This is a genomic window from Nitrospira marina (assembly GCF_059568365.1).
In genome coordinates this window covers 2867920-2885077 of record NZ_JCANTH010000001.1, presented here as the reverse complement: position 1 = coordinate 2885077, position 17158 = coordinate 2867920, and the positions used below count along the sequence as shown (strand labels likewise).

16 protein-coding genes and 1 pseudogene are annotated in these 17158 nt (G+C 46.3%); 8 read left to right on the top strand and 9 right to left on the bottom strand.

From position 1 onward, the window contains the following. Positions 1-42: 42 nt before the first annotated feature. Positions 43-1407, bottom strand: a complete 1365-nt coding sequence (gene nhaA / locus LX98_RS12180; RefSeq protein WP_496429159.1) for a Na+/H+ antiporter NhaA — start codon at positions 1405-1407, stop codon at positions 43-45. Between the two features lie 356 nt (positions 1408-1763). Here nhaA and LX98_RS12175 point away from each other — a divergent pair, with 356 nt between their 5' ends. The 5 genes from LX98_RS12175 (at position 1764) to LX98_RS12155 (ending at position 5274) form a co-directional block, all read left to right on the top strand. Beyond that, positions 1764-2075, top strand: a complete 312-nt coding sequence (locus LX98_RS12175) for a BON domain-containing protein (RefSeq protein WP_496429158.1) — start codon at positions 1764-1766, stop codon at positions 2073-2075. Positions 2076-2251: 176 nt separating this feature from the next. Further along, entirely contained in the window at positions 2252-3853 is a 1602-nt protein-coding gene (locus LX98_RS12170) for a DUF748 domain-containing protein (RefSeq protein ID WP_496429157.1), read from the top strand. Between the two features lie 106 nt (positions 3854-3959). Continuing rightward, entirely contained in the window at positions 3960-4091 is a 132-nt protein-coding gene (locus LX98_RS12165) for an entericidin A/B family lipoprotein (protein WP_496429156.1), read from the top strand. 425 nt (positions 4092-4516) lie between these two features. Then, complete coding sequence (locus LX98_RS12160; RefSeq protein WP_496429155.1) at positions 4517-4726, top strand: CsbD family protein; 210 nt, start codon at positions 4517-4519, stop codon at positions 4724-4726. Between the two features lie 320 nt (positions 4727-5046). Continuing rightward, a complete protein-coding gene (locus LX98_RS12155; protein WP_496430602.1) occupies positions 5047-5274 on the top strand; it encodes a CsbD family protein in 228 nt (75 codons plus the stop codon). A gap of 183 nt (positions 5275-5457) precedes the next feature. Here LX98_RS12155 and LX98_RS12150 read toward each other — a convergent pair whose 3' ends face one another. The 4 genes from LX98_RS12150 to LX98_RS12135 all read right to left on the bottom strand — a co-directional run bounded on the left by LX98_RS12150 (position 5458) and on the right by LX98_RS12135 (position 9060). Next, a complete protein-coding gene (locus LX98_RS12150) occupies positions 5458-5877 on the bottom strand; it encodes a hypothetical protein (protein ID WP_496429154.1) in 420 nt (139 codons plus the stop codon). Between the two features lie 742 nt (positions 5878-6619). Further along, positions 6620-7162 (bottom strand): DUF1269 domain-containing protein, encoded by a 543-nt coding sequence (locus tag LX98_RS12145; protein WP_496429153.1) that lies wholly within the window; start codon positions 7160-7162, stop codon positions 6620-6622. A 149-nt stretch (positions 7163-7311) separates the two neighbouring features. Next, positions 7312-7977, bottom strand: coding sequence for a BON domain-containing protein (locus LX98_RS12140; RefSeq protein ID WP_496429152.1), 666 nt, complete (start codon positions 7975-7977; stop codon positions 7312-7314). 69 nt (positions 7978-8046) lie between these two features. Next, the gene (locus tag LX98_RS12135) at positions 8047-9060 is read right to left on the bottom strand and encodes a hypothetical protein (RefSeq protein WP_496429151.1); all 1014 of its coding nucleotides are present in this window, start codon (positions 9058-9060) and stop codon (positions 8047-8049) included. Between the two features lie 379 nt (positions 9061-9439). Between LX98_RS12135 and LX98_RS12130 the strand changes: the two genes are divergently transcribed. The 3 genes from LX98_RS12130 to LX98_RS12120 all read left to right on the top strand — a co-directional run bounded on the left by LX98_RS12130 (position 9440) and on the right by LX98_RS12120 (position 13255). Beyond that, positions 9440-11017 (top strand): L,D-transpeptidase family protein, encoded by a 1578-nt coding sequence (locus LX98_RS12130; RefSeq protein WP_496429150.1) that lies wholly within the window; start codon positions 9440-9442, stop codon positions 11015-11017. 83 nt (positions 11018-11100) lie between these two features. Then, positions 11101-12030 (top strand): hypothetical protein, encoded by a 930-nt coding sequence (locus LX98_RS12125; protein ID WP_496429149.1) that lies wholly within the window; start codon positions 11101-11103, stop codon positions 12028-12030. Between the two features lie 151 nt (positions 12031-12181). Beyond that, positions 12182-13255 (top strand): calcium:cation antiporter family protein, encoded by a 1074-nt coding sequence (locus LX98_RS12120; protein WP_496430601.1) that lies wholly within the window; start codon positions 12182-12184, stop codon positions 13253-13255. 653 nt (positions 13256-13908) lie between these two features. Here LX98_RS12120 and LX98_RS12115 read toward each other — a convergent pair. The 4 genes and pseudogenes from LX98_RS12115 to mgtE all read right to left on the bottom strand — a co-directional run bounded on the left by LX98_RS12115 (position 13909) and on the right by mgtE (position 16804). Next, positions 13909-14133, bottom strand: a complete 225-nt coding sequence (locus LX98_RS12115) for a BON domain-containing protein (RefSeq protein ID WP_496430600.1) — start codon at positions 14131-14133, stop codon at positions 13909-13911. Positions 14134-14136: 3 nt separating this feature from the next. After that, positions 14137-14238: pseudogene (locus tag LX98_RS12110) on the bottom strand (BON domain-containing protein); the annotation flags it as partial. Between the two features lie 558 nt (positions 14239-14796). Then, a complete protein-coding gene (locus tag LX98_RS12105) occupies positions 14797-15270 on the bottom strand; it encodes a CreA family protein (RefSeq protein ID WP_496429148.1) in 474 nt (157 codons plus the stop codon). Between the two features lie 184 nt (positions 15271-15454). After that, complete coding sequence (gene mgtE, locus LX98_RS12100; protein ID WP_496429147.1) at positions 15455-16804, bottom strand: magnesium transporter; 1350 nt, start codon at positions 16802-16804, stop codon at positions 15455-15457. Between the last annotated feature and the right edge of the window lie 354 nt (positions 16805-17158).

The window sequence follows — 17158 nt, the reverse complement described above, 5'->3', positions numbered from 1 at the left end:
ATGGCCTAGAAGAATTCAAGGAGAGGGGACCCTGAGCTATCGCTAAGAGGTCCGTTTGCCGTTGGGCGTTTTAGTTGATTTTGATAACAGGAGTAAGCCGATACAGGCAGATAGGCAGGATGCGATTAAAATGGCCAATTTAGCTGTTTGTAGATCGGAAGATTCGTGAAAAGCCAACGTTGCAATGAAAATGGCCATGGTAAACCCAATACCCCCCATAAATCCCAAACCAATGATTTGAGGCCAATGAAGGTGGGATGGAAGATCAGAACTTCCAAACCGGACCACCAACCAGGCTCCAAGGCATATCCCCAAGGGCTTGCCAAGTAATAATCCCAAACCAATTCCTAGTGAGAGGGTATGGCTGATGAGTGAAGAAGGGTTGGTGGTAATTACCACTCCCGCATTAGCCAGAGCAAAGATAGGCATGATGGCGAATGTGACCCACGGGTAGAGAACATGTTCGAGTTTTTGAAGAGGAGGTTGGATTAAATCGTTAGCCGTTTCTAGTGCATGGACTGCTTGTGTCTGTTCTTTATTTTCCAATACTGAAACCCCGGGAACCTCAGCCCTTTGAAATTCCTGACTGAATTTCTCGCTTTTGTGAGCAAATTCCCTTTTGGTCATGGCGGATGTGGCTGGAATAGTAAAAGCCGCAAGCACGCCGGCAATCGTGGGGTGAAGCCCAGAAAAAAGAAACGCCAACCAAAGGCCACCAATCCCGAATAGGCCATAAATAAATGGAGAACGAATTCCCAACCGGTTTGCACTTATCAGGATTACTAAAAATCCTAAGCCAGTCCCAAGACTGATCCATGAAATATCCGAGGTATAGAAAAAGGCAATAACGAGAACAGCTCCGAGATCGTCAACGATAGCCAGAGTCGTCAAGAAAATTTTAGCCGAAAAGGGAATCTTTGAACCCAATAGACCCAGCAGACCAATGGCAAAAGCAATATCGGTGGCCATGGGAACCCCCCAACCTGAGCTGTAAGGGGTTTGAAAATTAAGCAGGAGATACACCACTGCGGGAAAAACCATTCCGCCAAAAGCCGCCGCGATGGGAAGAATGGCTTGACGGGGTTGGGATAATTCTCCGACCAATATTTCCCGTTTAATTTCGAGTCCAATGACAAAAAAGAAAATGGCCATCAATCCGTCATTGATCCACAGTAATAAGGGTTTTTCTAATAAATAGGTGCCAATGCCAATGGTAAAAGGCAGTTCCCAAAATGCCGAAAAATGATCGCCATAGGCTGAATTGGCGAGAACCAGGGCGATTGCGGTGCAAACCAAAAGCACGATGCCACCGGAGGCATTTTGTTTGGTGAATTCCTCCAGGGGCGAAAGGAGTTTTTCCACTGGTCGGCTTTTAACGGTTTGTTTGGCTTCTTTGACTAGATCCATGGAATCGAAAGTCCTGGGATGTTTTTGCGCAAGATTGGGGATACATTTGCGGAGTCCATATGGCTTGTTGAAATCGGCCCGATTCATCTGTTGCGGGAGTGCCCTTGTCCCAAGATCGGATGAGGCGATGCATAACATCCCGGATGTGAACCTTGAGGATTATCAAGGTTCAATCCGCAATCATGGTTATGATACAGCGCAGCCAAAAGGAAATCTAAGACAAAAAATTATGATTAGGAGGCTGTTTTGTCTCTTGAGGCGGATCTACTCCAATCTAGTAGGATGAGCGATATTCATCATGTGAGGACACCTTGGAATGTTCATTTTATGGCAACAATTATTAGAGGAGGCAGACTATGTTAAAGGCCATTCAAACTTTTTTAAGTATGGCGGTGGTAGTGGGATTGTTGGTGGGGTGCCAATCTACGACCGGACAGGCCACTGGAGATTATGTTGATGATGCCAGTGTAACGGCCGCCGTGAAAACCAAACTCGCAAATCAGCAACCTTCTTCAGTGTCTCGAGTGGAGGTTGAAACCGTAAAGGGCGTCGTTCATCTTATGGGTGTAGCTAAGACTGAAGAGGACAAATCGGAAGCGGGCCGTCTGACCAGGCAAGTCAAAGGTGTCAAGCGAGTCGACAATGATCTGACGGTTCAATCTCCTTAGTCTGCCCCGCCATGATCTAAAAATCCCCGCCTCAGGGGCGAGGCGGGGATTTTTGATCGAAAGAACGGAAACGGAAGGTTCAGTCCAATAAAAAACTTCCCCTGAAATTTCGAATTCAGAAATGTTGCCTGACATTACATATTCAACGATGGGAATGACGAGTAGGGCGATAAAAAATGGGGTCTCAGAAAAAACGACCATGGTGGATCCGTGCTCTTATCCTTACGTCGGGGATCATGGGGTTCTTCCTACTACTCCTGGGGGTCACGTCATTTTTTATTGATGAATCGTTGCGGGCATACCTTGAAACCAATCTCAATAAACATCTCCAAGGCTATACGGTTGAATTAGAGACGGTTGATTTTCATCCACTTGGTTTCTCCATTGACTTTGAAAATTTGACATTAAGACAAGAGGCAAATCCTGAGCCTCCTCTAGTCAACATTCCATTCTGGAGCGCGAGTATCCAGTGGACGCAATTGTTTAAGATGAAGATTGTCAGTGATCACCTTATTAAAAATGCCAAAGTCGTCATTGCTTCCCCTCAAGCCGAAAAAGAGGTAAAGGATAAAACAGACGTAGAAGACAAAGGTTGGCAAGAGGCCTTCTATGCATTGTACCCTGTCACCATTAACACCTTTCGAATCGAAGATAGTGTCATTTCCTATCAGGGACAAGCCGACGATTCTCCACTTGAACTGACAAATCTCCAACTGAAGGTGGATAATATCCAGAATATCCGCTCCCAGGATGGCGAGTACCCCTCAGGCATTTACGTGGAGGGATCCATTCCCCAATCCGGATTTGTGAGTATCTCAGGGGAAGCGAATTTTTTAGCCCAACCGTTTCCGGGAGTATCAGTAGATTTCGATGTGAACAATGTCCAGCTTAAACCGTTTATACCTTTATCCTCCCTACTCAATATGGAAATTCATTCCGGAACGCTGAACGGGCGGGGACATGTCGAATATGCGCCTTGGATAAATATTGTTCAAATTGCCATGTTGAAAATAGAAAATCCACATTTTAATTATGTGGAGAAACATGCTCAAAAGAAAGCACAAAAAGCCACACAGGATGCCAAACCACAAGACGGAGGCGATTCAAAAAAATCCCAAAATCCGTTCAAGGTGGTGGTGGACTCGGCATCAGTAAAAAATGGCGAATTTGGTTATAAGAACCAAACAACGAATCCCCCATATAAACTATTTTTTAACCAGGTGGATCTGCTGATAACCGGGGTGGGCGCTCCAAGGATCACACAGATAGGAGAATTGAAACTTTCCGGAAAATTTATGGGAAAGGGAAAGACATCAATTGAAGGAGGATTCCGGCCGGAAGTAAAACATCCTGATTTTGATGTAAAGATGAAAATTGAAAAAACAGATATGACCACCCTAAACGATGTATTTAAAGCCTACGGTGGATTTGATGTAAAAAGCGGAAAGTTTTCTTTGATTTCCGAACTGCATGCTGATGGTGGCCGTGTCCAGGGGTACATTAAGCCATTTTTCGACCAACCGGTAATTTACGATCTTTCACAGGACAAAACCGACAATATCTTTAAACAGCTCTATGAGGGGGTTGTGGGTGGAATTGCTTCCCTTCTGGAAAATGCTCCAAGGGATGAGGTGGCGACAAAAACGGATATTACCGGGGATATGGAAAATTTAAATATTGGGACATGGCAAATGATTTGGAACCTTTTCAGGAATGCATTTGTTGATGCCATGACACCCTCCTTCGAAAACTTAAAAAAACTTGGAAAGAATGATTAGGAATGTAAAACCAACCAAATAAATAGAGAAAACCAGTCTGGGGTATTAGGGTGGCAAAGTATGGTTCCTCGGATGTTCTTAAACACAAAACACAAAGGAGGCGAAAATGAAGATCAATCATTATGTGTGGGGAGTGCTTTTGATCGCTTTGCTGGCGATAACCGGGTGCAATACTATGGAGGGTGCCGGCGAGGATGTACAAAAAGCAGGGAAAACAATTGAAAAGGCAGCCGATTAAAAACCCTCCCTAAAATGAAAGGCGGAATTTCTTAATCCCAAATTGGGAAATTCCGCCTTCTTCTCTCGGAAATTTCTTCCCCCTCCAAAGCCTACCAACCTGAGGAAATTCTGCTTTAGCACTTGCCTTGGATGCCTTTCCGCATCTCACGTTAACCATATGGAAACGAATGGGCATGGCCTCAATAATTAAAAATATCTGGATAAAAAAGAGCGAGGAGAAAACGAATTTATACGTTGGTGAAGCGGGGTTTGTCTTGATATTAAATAGTAATTAAGGGAACAAGAAGTGGGTAATTTACTCACAGGACATTTAATCACGTTTAAGAAACCCCATCAAAGGAGGTGGATAAAAAAACGAAGGAAAAGGTTTTAAAGGTAATGTGAAAGATTTCCATACTTACACAACATTTCAAGGAGAACAACATGAACAAGGAACAATTCAAAGGAAATTGGAACCAGTTTAAGGGCGAAGTGAAAAAAAAGTGGGGTAAGTTTACCGACGATGAATTAACCCAAATCGAAGGTGATTACGATAAATTTAAGGGAAGGGCTCAAGAACTCTATGGAGATCAAAAAGACGAATTAAATAAATGGACCGAGGATTGGCAGGCGAAAAACCAACCAGTCCGATAATTTCCATTTCACTTCTGGTGAAATCTACCCATCATTCCCAGGAGAAGGGAAATTATATACCCGCTCCTGGGTGTGGGGGCAAATGCGTTCAGGGATATTAAGTGCCTCAATTATTCATCCTCGGAATGTTCCGCTTACATGATTTACGCAAGATACGCGGAAGGAGCAAAATTATGAACATGACGCAACATATGCTGAAATTTAGAGTAGCCTCAACCGTGGCGGCCGTTCTTTTCATGAGTGCTCCTGCTTGGGGGGCAAACGGAATGATTTATTCCGTTCCCGCGGAAGAGGAAGTTCAAAAAGGGTATATTCATAAGGTGTATAATGAGGACCAATTCAATGGTAATTGGAAACAACTCAAGGGGGCGCTTAAGGAAAACTGGGGAGAGTTTACGGATGATGATCTGCTGGCAATTGAAGGGCGTACAGACCGTTTCGAAGGAAAACTTCAGGAGCGATATGGGGAACGAAAAGAAGAAGTCAGGGCATGGGTGGATGAATGGTTGGAAAATCATCCTTATGATGCCCGGGAACAAAAGAATTAATTATAAGAAGTCACAGGACCAAATTGATTCCGGCGCGAGAGGGACTATCCCGGTGCGCCGGAATTTTTTTATGTCACCATCAAGAAGGCCACTGTTGTTATCCATCTGAGGCAGCTTGTTCCTCAATCCAAGTATGCCGCCTATCCTTGCATATTCACAGGATTTAACTTTACCTGGGTAAATTTATGAGGTCCCCCGTATCTTTCGAATAGCGGTGGGTTTTTCCTCAGCCGAAAAACGGATTTCCGCTGTATCGCCGACTTCAATTCCTTCATCTACCAACGTCATGGAGTTTGTCTCTACACGGATTTCCTTATTATCGGAGTCCTTAATCATATAGCTTTTGTCATTAATAGACATGACTTCGCCTATAATTAATCTGGCATGATCAGAAGGTTGGTCGGGGGGGATGGGGTTCGGAGTATTAGAATTCACGGGCGGAGAGGGAATTTCCTGCGAGCTGCCGGAAACCGTGGGTTCAACCGGTGGATTATTTACAGGGGCGGTTTCATCCTGACAGCCAACGATAGCCAAAAAAAGTAACGGCACACACCACCGGAAATTTATAGCAGACTGTTGTGGGTTCATGTGGGGTCGTCTCATTTGTTATTCCTCCTTTAATTGTATTAAAACCCGAATGAATTAAGGAGAGCTTTTCGGATCAGTTTGTTATTAAGATGTGATTCGAAGCGCTCAAAAACCTGAAAGTCTTGTGATTTTTCATAGTATGGGTAATAAGTCAGGACTAGCGAAACTGTTGAAAACCCTGGAAATGATGTGATTTTCTTAACGGGGTTGAAGGGGAAAACTTTTTAGACCGGACTGCGTGCTGACTTTGAAATCTTCCCTACGACGGTAGGAGTGATGAAGGATACTTCTCTGTTTTCTTTCGGTTTTTCAGCCCAGGAGGGGAATTCCTGTTTAACGCCAATCTCGAGAAAGGTAAAGAAAAACCCCGTCTCTGAAAATTGAGGGGGCACACCCCTGTAAAATCCGGAAATTCCTGCTTTGATCCTATCTTCAATTGGTTCCATGGTTGTGCAATCATTGTAATGGAAAGAAATACGTAACCTCGATTCTTGAAAAAGGTTTGGCCCACTACCTATAAAGGCACTTGAATAATTCAATTGCGGCCTCGTCAGGATGTGTCTGCGGGTTTAGGTTCAGATACCCGTACAGGTCATGTGTACGAAGATACGCCGGGTTCAACCTGGACTCCTGAAAGGGGTTTCATAGAAGTGTGCCAAAATAAGAATTCCTGGTGAATCGCGATTGGTGATGGCTTTTAAATGAGTTACCCCTGAGGTCAATACCAAAAATGCCACAATCGATGTGTTATTGCGTGTTATTGGCCCTCATGCTCCACACGGTGAATTTTTGACGTAAGGAAACTTTGTAATTGGGCTTCGTCTTCGGTGGATAATGACGTCTGCAAAATCGTTCCCTCCACGCCTTTCCGTTTCAATTCGTTAATCACTTTATCCCGTGTCACTTTTTTTAGGAGAAGGAATAAGGCGGAATGTCCCGGTTGAATAGTGTTTCCTAGTTCTTTGATAAAAACATCGTCAATGCCAATGTCCGTTAACCATCCGGTAATACTTCCTGCTGTGGCGCCTGCCAGTCCTCCCGCGGCCCACCCGAGAATGGGGTTAAAAAACAGTACGCCAATTAATAGACCCCATAAACCTCCATAGAGCACTCCTCCTACCGTCCCGGAGGCTACCAAATTGTAGGTCTGATTGATGGTAACTTTTCCTTCCTGATTTTTCACGACAACGACTGCATCTTCTAAATCAAGAAGGTATTGTTTCTGCATGGTAAAAAGCAGTTTCCGTACTTCTTCCGCTCTTGTCTCATCGGCAAAAGCCACCACGATTAATTCGCTCATTCGTTTTCCTTCTTTTCTGTTTAACTTGTTCTTTACCTGGCACCGCTCCCGGAAATGTGTTAATCATCCCCATTGTGGGACAAGGCGTTTAGCAGAAGCCTTGCCCCACAACGGTGAATTTGTCTTTTTCCAGAGTAAAGAATTACCTCTTACGAAAGGTCCGGATCAACCCACAAACGGCTTTTGACTCGCTTGGCGCCGGCTTCATACGCATTTTCTACCGCGTCCGCAATCTCACCTTTATTCTCGACCCCACCATACAGTGTGGCTACTCCGTTTCTTACTCCGACCGAGATGTTGTCGGAATTGACAAATGGACTGCTCCACAGCTCATCCTCAATCTCCTTTTTGAGTTCTCTATCTCCCATGTCGGCCCATGGGCGTTCTTCAGTCTCACGTTGAGAAAGTTTATTACGAACCTTCCAGGCTCCGGAATCATACGCAATTTCCTGGGCATCGATCATGGCGCTCCGGTCTTCCACAGAGCCGGAAAGGGTAACGACCCCATGATCAACGGATATGCGAACATTGTCGTCATCAACAAAAGGGCTCATGGCAAAATTTAACTTGATACGTTGACGAAGCTCCGAATCCGTCAAAACGTAGTCATCATAATCGTATCCGGAATCATAATCGTACCCCAAACGATCATCGAGATATGGATCATACTCATAATACGGGTCATACTCATGGTACGGGTTCATGTCGTAATCGTCATAGCCGACTTGGCTTTGTGCGAGACCTGGTGCTGCGCTTACACCCATCAGAAATGCAATGGCTATAGATGTTCGGTGGAAAGCATGTAACAAATTCATCTTGGGGTTCCTCCTTGACTAAAATAAGGTGATATAGGTTAGCGATTGACTAAATTAAAGTGATATAGGTTAGCGATGGAATCCCCTGGACTGGGTTCTGGTGGTCGATTCAAAATAGTCATCCTGGCCGGGTCCACGGTCATATGGCCTCTGTTGTCCGCGGCCCATAGACTGTCCGCTGTAAAACTTCTCCTTTCCACGGGCATGGAGACGTCGATCCTGTTCCATTGACCAAGGCATCTGGTCTTTATAGGAATCACGGTCACGTCTTGATGATTCGATCCTTCTCCCACGATCCTCCCAAGGGTCATCAGAATAATAAAAATCGTCAGAATAATATCGCTGGGTGCCTCCGTGTTCCATCCTGAGATTTTCATCTCGGTTCCTGACATTTTGTTCCCTCTCCCGGAAAGACCCTTTCGATGTGCGATTTCGGGAACGATCAAAATTCTCCGTGTGTTGCCGGATATTCCGTTTTTGAACTCTCCCGTCGCTATCTCCGCTTCCCTGCCAATGATCGCTGGTGTACCCATCCCACCGGTTGTGGGAAAGATTCGGTTCATCCGGATTAAATAAACTGACGCCATTATCCTGTGATCGATTGGAAGACATCTCTTTATTTCTCGGATTATTTCTATTTCCGGATTTCCAATTTTGCTCGGCCTCAGAAAATCCCTGTTTGGCATATTTTAAAATTATGGCCTGGATAGGTTGGATATCCGATTCCGTATACCACCCACGTCCGGCACCCCGATCTAGAACGTTGACCGCTTTGCGAACGAGGTGACGTGCATAGCCGGGCTCCCCATTCTCCAATCCCACAGCCGCTTCATTTAATAAATTCAAAATTGTTGATTGAGGGGATCCTCCCGGTATGTTCATGAAAATGTTACGTAAGTTAGGTTTCCTGAACTCACGGGCGACATCCTGAACCCAATTTGCGGACAATTCCTGTTGCGGGGCAGGCGCGATCCAGGGGGCTGCATGGACTGTTGATATCTTATGGTCGCTGCTTCCCCATGGCATACCCAACAAAGATAGTGCTCCTGCAACTAGAATTGGTCGTGCATAAGACCGGTTCATTACAAACCCTCCTTTCTTGAACGTGATTATGTAAATTGTGAATGCGATGAGGATTCCCACCGCTGTGTGTTGGTTGAAAAATAACTCTCAAATGTACGATAGCAAACCCTCAAAAACCCTGGAAAAGGCCATAAAAGTGAAGCTGAGCGTATTGAGGTTGACAAATTATCGGGGATCGCCGGGCAGTGGGTTTCTGAGTAGTATGTAAGTTGGGGCCTAGACCCTGGAGGGATGCAAAATCCAGGGATCAAGAATATATCCTCCAGGGTTAATGCCAGTATGTGGGGTTCGAGTATTGCCTTAAAGTGGTAAGATGAAGGTTAGAAAAGTTCATGTTTTTTTATGCATATGTTCTTATGTGTTCCTTGGGGCAGGAGTGGTGGGAAGCGCCCACGGTCAGGAACGAGCCATCCCCCAGGTGCTCCAGGAGCTTATTGATGAATCGCCGGTAACCTACCGGAAGGAGTTAATTGAGATATATGGTGATCGACAGTATGAGCCCTTGTGGGTATCACCATCTGATCATCTGAATGCCGAAGGACAGGCCTTATATAAAATCTTGAGCGAAGCCGAACAGCTAGGTTTAAACTCCAGGGACTATGCGTATTCCGAGCTTCACTGGTTACAACGTACCGATCAGTTATTCTCCGAAGACCGCCCCTTATTCCGTACCAATGTCCTCGCCAGAATCGAAGTTGTTCTGACGAACAACCTTGTCAAGCTTTTGAATCACGTCACATCAGGACGCTTATCGCCGGATCAAGTCAATGGAAAGTGGTATCTGCAAGATGAGAGACCATCACTGACACAAATAGTCACACAAGTCATTGATAACGGAATTGTGGTTACTCTGGAATCGCTGGCCGGCGGGCATGAAGGGTATGAGCCTTTACTAAAGGCGTTGAAGCGATATCTCCAGGTAAAGGAGGAAGGAGGGTGGCCGGTCATATCAGGCGGACCTCTTCTCGCGAAAGGGACAAACAGTCCACGCGTGAAAGTTTTACGCCGGCGGTTAGCGGCTACGGGAGATATGAACGATGGGCCGAATAGTTCGCTATTTGACCAGAAAGTGATGGAGGGCGTAGAAAAATTCCAAGCACGGCATGGACTAACGGTTGACGGAATAGTCGGACCGAGAACTTTGGAAACCTTGAATACTCCGATCGATTTTCGTATTCGTCAGGTGCTGGTGAATTTGGAGCGGCGCCGTTGGATGCCGCGGACATTGGGTCGGGACTATTTATTGGTGAACATCCCAGATTTTCAACTCACGGCCTATCAAGATGGGAAACCACAAATGGGAATGCCCGTCATTGTGGGGAAGCCAATGAGCCAGACTCCTATTTTTAGTGACATTCTGGAATACCTGGTACTTAATCCATACTGGAACGTCCCAAGAAGCATTGTCATAGATGAAATTTTCCCAAAATTTCAGGAGGATCCGGCTTATCTCGAGGAAAGCAATTTTGAATTGGTGGACTGGGATGAACAGCCCATGGAAATCTCTCAACTTACCTTAGAAAACATTGAAGCCGGAACGATTCGTATTCGACAGAAACCCGGCCCGAATAATGCGCTAGGACTGGTTAAGTTCATGTTTCCCAATGATCATGCCATTTATCTTCACGATACACCTGCCGATCATTTGTTCGATGCCTCCGAACGCGATTTCAGTCATGGCTGTATCCGCGTTGAACGGCCGACGGATTTAGCTGCATTTCTTTTGAACGAAAAGTGGTCCCGGGAGGAAATTGTGCATACGATTGAAAGTTCGGAGCGCCGTGCGATTCAACTTTCACAAGCGATACCGGTTTATATTCTGTATCTGACGGCCTGGGTGGCTGAGGACGGGACCCTGCAATTCCGTGAAGATCTTTATGGTCACGACCAGCAATTATGGACAGCGTTGCAGCCAGTCTTATCTACAGCTGGTGTTCGTTCCAATCATTCTATTTAATCCGAATCCTACAGAGTAATTTCATGTTTTGGCGGTTCAGCAGTTCTTTCATGGTCGCATGGTGCGGAATAGGAATTTTTGTGATGGTGGTATGGATTCACCATGCTGTCGCCGCACCCAGTTCACCCTATGATCCGGAACTCGTGCCTTTTACTGTCAAAATAAAGGACGAAGTCAATCCGTATCGGGTCTTAGGCATCTATGTCATGCCTTCCCGAACAATTGAGCTTGAATGCGTGTTTACCAATCCTTCCAGCTCTTTCACCGTCTCTGCTCTGGGGGGCAACCTTGAACGTCACACAAAAGAGCGATGGAAATGGAAGGCTCCCAACCAGAAAGGATTATATCCCATAACCATTACGGACACGACCACCAATTCTACCATGATACTTAATGTGTTTGTTATGGTGCCGTTTGCTCATCACGGGGAAAAGTTAAACGGTTATCGGATCGGTCGCTATCAAGAACAACCCTTAAAAAATAATCCTGTGTACAATCGGCCCCAGGGCTTTATCGAGGTAACCCAGAATAATCGCAATGTGCTTGTCTCGCCGCATTTTACGCTTGGCCAATTTGTCGGCAAACAGCCGAGCGGATATCCCAAGTACCTGGTCTTAAGAGAACGACTGATACTCAAATTGGAAATGATTCTGGAAGCGGTCAATCAAGAAGGGATTAAAGCGCGCACTCTACATATCATGAGCGGCTTTCGCACGCCATTTTATAATCATTCGATCGGCAACCGCACAAAATACAGCCGACATCTGTATGGAGGTGCCGCCGATATTTTTGTGGACGTGGATGAAAATAATAAGATGGATGATATAAATCAAGACGGTAAAATCACCATAGAGGATGCCGTCGAACTGGCGGATGTCGTGAAGAAGAAAGCTCGTGAAACCTGGTATCAACCTTTTCTGGGAGGATTAGGCATTTATGGGCCCAAACCTCATCGAGGTCCCTTCGTTCATGTTGATGTTCGGGGATTCAAAGCTCGATGGATGAAGCCTTAAGATCAAACTGCATCTTTCGCTCCTCACAAAAGCAAAACGCATATTCTTGCCGGAATCATGCCCAGTGATAATGAGGAGATTTATTTTCGGGCCCTTTCTCAGGTTTCAAATGTTAATCATTTAAAAAACATAAGCTTCTACGCTGTAAACGATAAACGGGTCAATTCCAAGCATAGAAGCGGATAGGATCTTTTTCCTGGAACATGAAGGTTGGTCTCTCACTGTCAGCCTGGCTCTTTTTTTCATATCCACAGCGGTCATCGGACTGGTCGGCTGGAAGCTTACTCAATTGGTAGACCGGCTGGCTGATCGAACAGGGATTGGCGAGGCGCTTGCGGGCGCCGTTTTTTTGGGGGCCAGTACATCCCTGCCGGGCATAGTCACTTCGGTGACAACCGCATGGGGCGGTCATGCCGAATTTGCGGTGAGTCATGCCCTTGGAGGCATTGCCATACAAACGGCATTTCTTGCCATTGCCGATATGACTTATCGGCATGCCAATCTGGAGCATGCCGCAGCCTCCCCGGCCAATCTCATGAACGGGGTGCTCCTCATGAGCATGCTCTCGCTCATTTTACTCGCCATCGTGGGTCCTGAATTCAGCCTGTGGAATATGCATCCGGTCACCCCATGTGTCGTCGCCATATACATTTTTGGTCTTCGGCTGGTGCATCATTCCCATGTTGAGCCACTCTGGAGTCCCAAATTAACGCCCCACACGAAACCCGATGAACCGGAGGCGGGCAGCTGTCATGAAAATCTTCAGAAATTATTGATGGCGTTCACTGCTTCTGCCGTGCTCATTGGAACGGCCGGGTGGATTCTTGCCGGTTCAGCCGTCTCTCTTGTGACTCATACCGGACTTTCTGAAACGCTTGTAGGGGGAGTCTTCACGACCATGAGTACTTCTATGCCTGAATTGATCACCTCACTTGCCGCGGTGCGTAGGGGAGCGTTGACGCTTGCCGTAGGAGGCATAATAGGAGGCAATACCTTTGACACGCTCCTGGTCGCGTTTTCCGATTTCGCGTATCAGGAAGGTTCGATTTATCATGCTACGACGAATCAGCAAGTCTATCTGATCGCCTTAACGATGCTCATGAACGGTATTCTACTGCTTGGATTGCTGCGTCGGGAGGAACATGGCATCGCCAATATCGGATTCGAAAGTTTCTGTATTTTGCTTGTCTATTTGGGAGGGATCACGATTCTTTTCCTTTCCTGAAATTGTTAAACTCCGCTTGACATTTGTGTCGTTGGAAAGGAGAGGGGTTGGCCTCGGGTCCTTTTTACGGCGATGATTGGGAAATCTTGTCTGAAGGGGCCACCTATAATCGATTGTGAACAAATCAGGCTCCGGCTACAGAGCATGTTCTTCGACGAGGGATCGTTGTTGCCAACTCTGCACAAAGTTTATGAGCGTCGCAGCGCCATCTTCAACACTGACGGAGATGGAGTGATCGGATAAAAACGGGCTCCATCAGAGTTGGTCTTTGATATCCTGTCGAAGCTCAGGGTCGGACTTATCCTGCCACTCAAGCGCATATTTCAGTCAGCCGGGGTTCATATGTGAAGGATGCTCGTATCGCCTCAGCTGTATGGGTGTTTGATGTGAATATGTCTTTGCGATGACGAAGCATGGTGTCCCGTGCCCACCATTCAACCTTGAGTGGGGCCACATTTACCTCCTTGACTCCACCCACCCAGGCATTTGTATAGGCACTATTCTTTTCAGCCAGGCTCCCCCAATGTACCGGTTAACGTCACATGTCCCTGGTCGACCATGATGCCGATTAGCCTTTCATGGACCCATACGTTGGATTCTAGGCGACGGAAAATTTCTGCCTTGATTTCTGAGTCGGGGCGAGAAGCCATCGGTTAAACGGTGATCCGGCTTCGGAGAGATTGAAAACCTTTTACCGATTTGGCTACCTCCTCAGTCAATTGCTTTTCCTGCCAACTTTCTACTGTTCCAGTCAGCATGACGCGACCCTGATTAACATGTACGGTGATTTCATAAGAGTCTGATGCCGGATCTACGGCTAATGCGGCAAACACCTTGCTTCGCAGTTCTTTATCGCCAATCCGGCCGGTAGGGTTCACGGCGATGGTATTTATAAGCGCTTGAACCCCTCGAATGCTGGCCACGATTTTTCCTGCACGCTCCCTGGCCAGCAGCGTAGGGACCTCTCCCGACAGCATGACGACTCCATTATCTGTATGGAATTATCTGTATGGACATCAATTCCATTTGCGGGGACCATCTGATCGACCAGGAAACGACTTTCAATTGCCACGGTAATATCTTTATCCGTAATGGTATGTTGGTCCACTTTGGCCAAACCAACGGATGGTAGGGTGACCATAAATATCATCACCCATTAAAGATCCAATATTAGGGAGTGTCGAAAAATGTTTTTCATCTGCTCATCTGGTCTTGAATCGTCCCTGCATGTTCTTTTAGGCAAGCAGTGACCTTTCAGGTTGTTAAAAGCCGGCGTAACTCCACTCGTGAAAAGATTAGACTGAACTGAATGAATTTGTCCGTCTGACGAAAAAGGAGAATATGTGTCCTATGCGAAACCCTGGATGTTCGGGATGCCAAAGATGGTTTTAGGCTAAATGCCTCATGCTGGAGAGGATATAGGAAAGTCATTTTGGGAGTGCACATCAATTCAACGGCAATTTCAATCACAAGCGCATGCTCAGAGCAGCGGGGCCAAAACTACGATACACGAAAATTTAGAACAATTGGGATAAATTCTCTTATCGTTGTTGTGAATTTGACCACGATCTGATCGGCACCGTCGAAATCGAATTTTTGGGTGAGCCTTCGATCACTTTATCGCTGTATACGAGATAGATGAATGTCTGACGCTTCTTGTCAAAGAATCGGACCACCTGCAGTTTTTTAAATATCAGTGATCGACTCTCGTGAAACACTTTCTCTCCTTCTTCAAGCTCATCAATAATGCGAATGGGACCGACTTGGCGGCAGGCAATTGAGGCATCTGAAGTGTCCTCAGCGACACCAACCATGCCTTTCAATCCCCCTGTTTTCGCTCGACTCAGATGGCAGGTGACTCCTTCAATCTTGGGATCATCAAACGCTTCAATCACAATTTTGTGATCAGGACCCAAAAAATTGAATTTTGTATCCACACTTCCGATTTCCTCCGCATGACTCGAAGAGACGATCAGAGCCGAAAAGAATAGAACGTTCCAGAAAATTGTCAGCATGTAGGCATTCTCCCTTAACCCGTGTTTTGTTGTCCAAAATAAAAAATTCGTTGCCTTTACTTTACTCTAGGGTCCTTATGACTCAAAACTGGACAAATTCGGAAACCCTTTATCAAGAACGTCCAGGGCCGGACGTTCAAGAGCCACAAGGCGTTCTGGCTTTTGCTCTGCGTCGGAGTGCCCATTAGAGGCCCCCTCCATGAAGACTATCGATTACTAAACGGATAATAGAAAAATACAGGATAAGGCTCGTTACATCCGTCGTGGATGTGACCATGGGGCTACTGGCGACAGCAGGGTCTAAACCTAATTTGGTCAAGAGGACAGGAAATAATACACCGATAAGATTGGAGACCACAACGACTGCAATCATGGCTAATCCCACACCCACGCCCACAACTATCCCTCCCCATGCATAACCGATACAACCAGCACCGATTCCCATGGTTAAGCCCAGGGTGCTCCCTACGGCCAGCTCTTTCCAGGCTGTCTTCAACCATTGTGAGACTTTCACGTCCTCAATGGCCAGGGCTCGAACCATCAGCATGGCGGCTTGTGCGCCGGTGTTTCCTCCGCTTCCCATTAACATGGGAATAAAGAATGTTAAGACGAGTGTGGAAGCGAGCGTTTCTTCATACACGGCGATGACACTGGAAGCAGTCAGATTGACCAGAATTAAGGCCATCAGCCAGGGAATACGTTTGCGATATAACATCCATATGCCCGATTCCCGATAACTGGTTTTCAACGGTTCGACTGCTGCTCCTTTTTGCATGTCTTCCGTCGCTTCTTCCTCAGCCACATCCAACACATCATCGGCCGTCACAATTCCAAGTAGGATGCCATTGGTATCAACGACAGGAAGTGCAAACAGATCATATTTTTGCATCATGCGGACGGCTTCCTCCCGATCGTCCCCGGCTGAGAGGGAGATAAAAGATTGGTCCATGATGCTCTCCACCTTCTCCAGGGGGTCGGCCAAAACAAAACGTTGTAACTCCAAAGCATCTAATAATTTCTCATTTTCATCGGTGATATAGATGGTAGAAATTGTCTCGCAATCACTGCCTTTCCAACGTATATGGGTCAGAGCTCGTTGGATGGTCCAGGCGGGAAGCACAGACACATAGTCGGGAGTCATGAGTCGACCGACACTTTCATCGGGATATCCTAGGAGTTGTTGTGCTTCCTGCCGGTCTTCCGGCCCTAAAAGGGTGAGTAAGTGGCTGATGGCGTGGGGGGGGAATTCCTCTAATATTCCTGTCCGATCGTCAGGCCTCAGCCTTGCCAACAATTCACCCGCTTCCCTGTCGGTGAGTTCAGTCAATAACGAAGATTGAATTTCCGGCGTCAGGTATGAAAACAGTTCACCGGAATCAGAACGAGAAAGAATATTGAAAATGAGGACGCGGGCCGCTTTGGGGATATTTGACAGGGTCTCAGCTGCTTCGGGAAGCGGAAGGCCGTTCAACAGCTCTCGCAATTCCGCCCATTTTTCTTGTGCAATCAACTCTTCTACCGTAGATGTCTCCATGGACGACTCCTTCCAGCCGGTCTAGCAAATGACTGACGAGGTTAACGTATTCGACAATTTTCAACATAAAGGGAACACATCATTTCTCCAAAAACCTTACGGTCAGTGCCCAGAGATACGACATGGCGTTTTTTGTTTGGTGAATATAGAGAACAAAGTAAACCAGGTTCGGGTCGTCCTGTCATGTCGTGGTAAGGTTCATCGGTGACCGTTGATGGTCAGAGAACGAAGTAAGAAATAAGAAAGCCCGCTTGTAACATACAAAGGAGGGAAAGGAGGGTAGGATGATCGTCAAAGATATTATGAGCCCTGTGGCAGAGGTTCTCAGCGGCTATGAATAGTTTTATCAGGCCG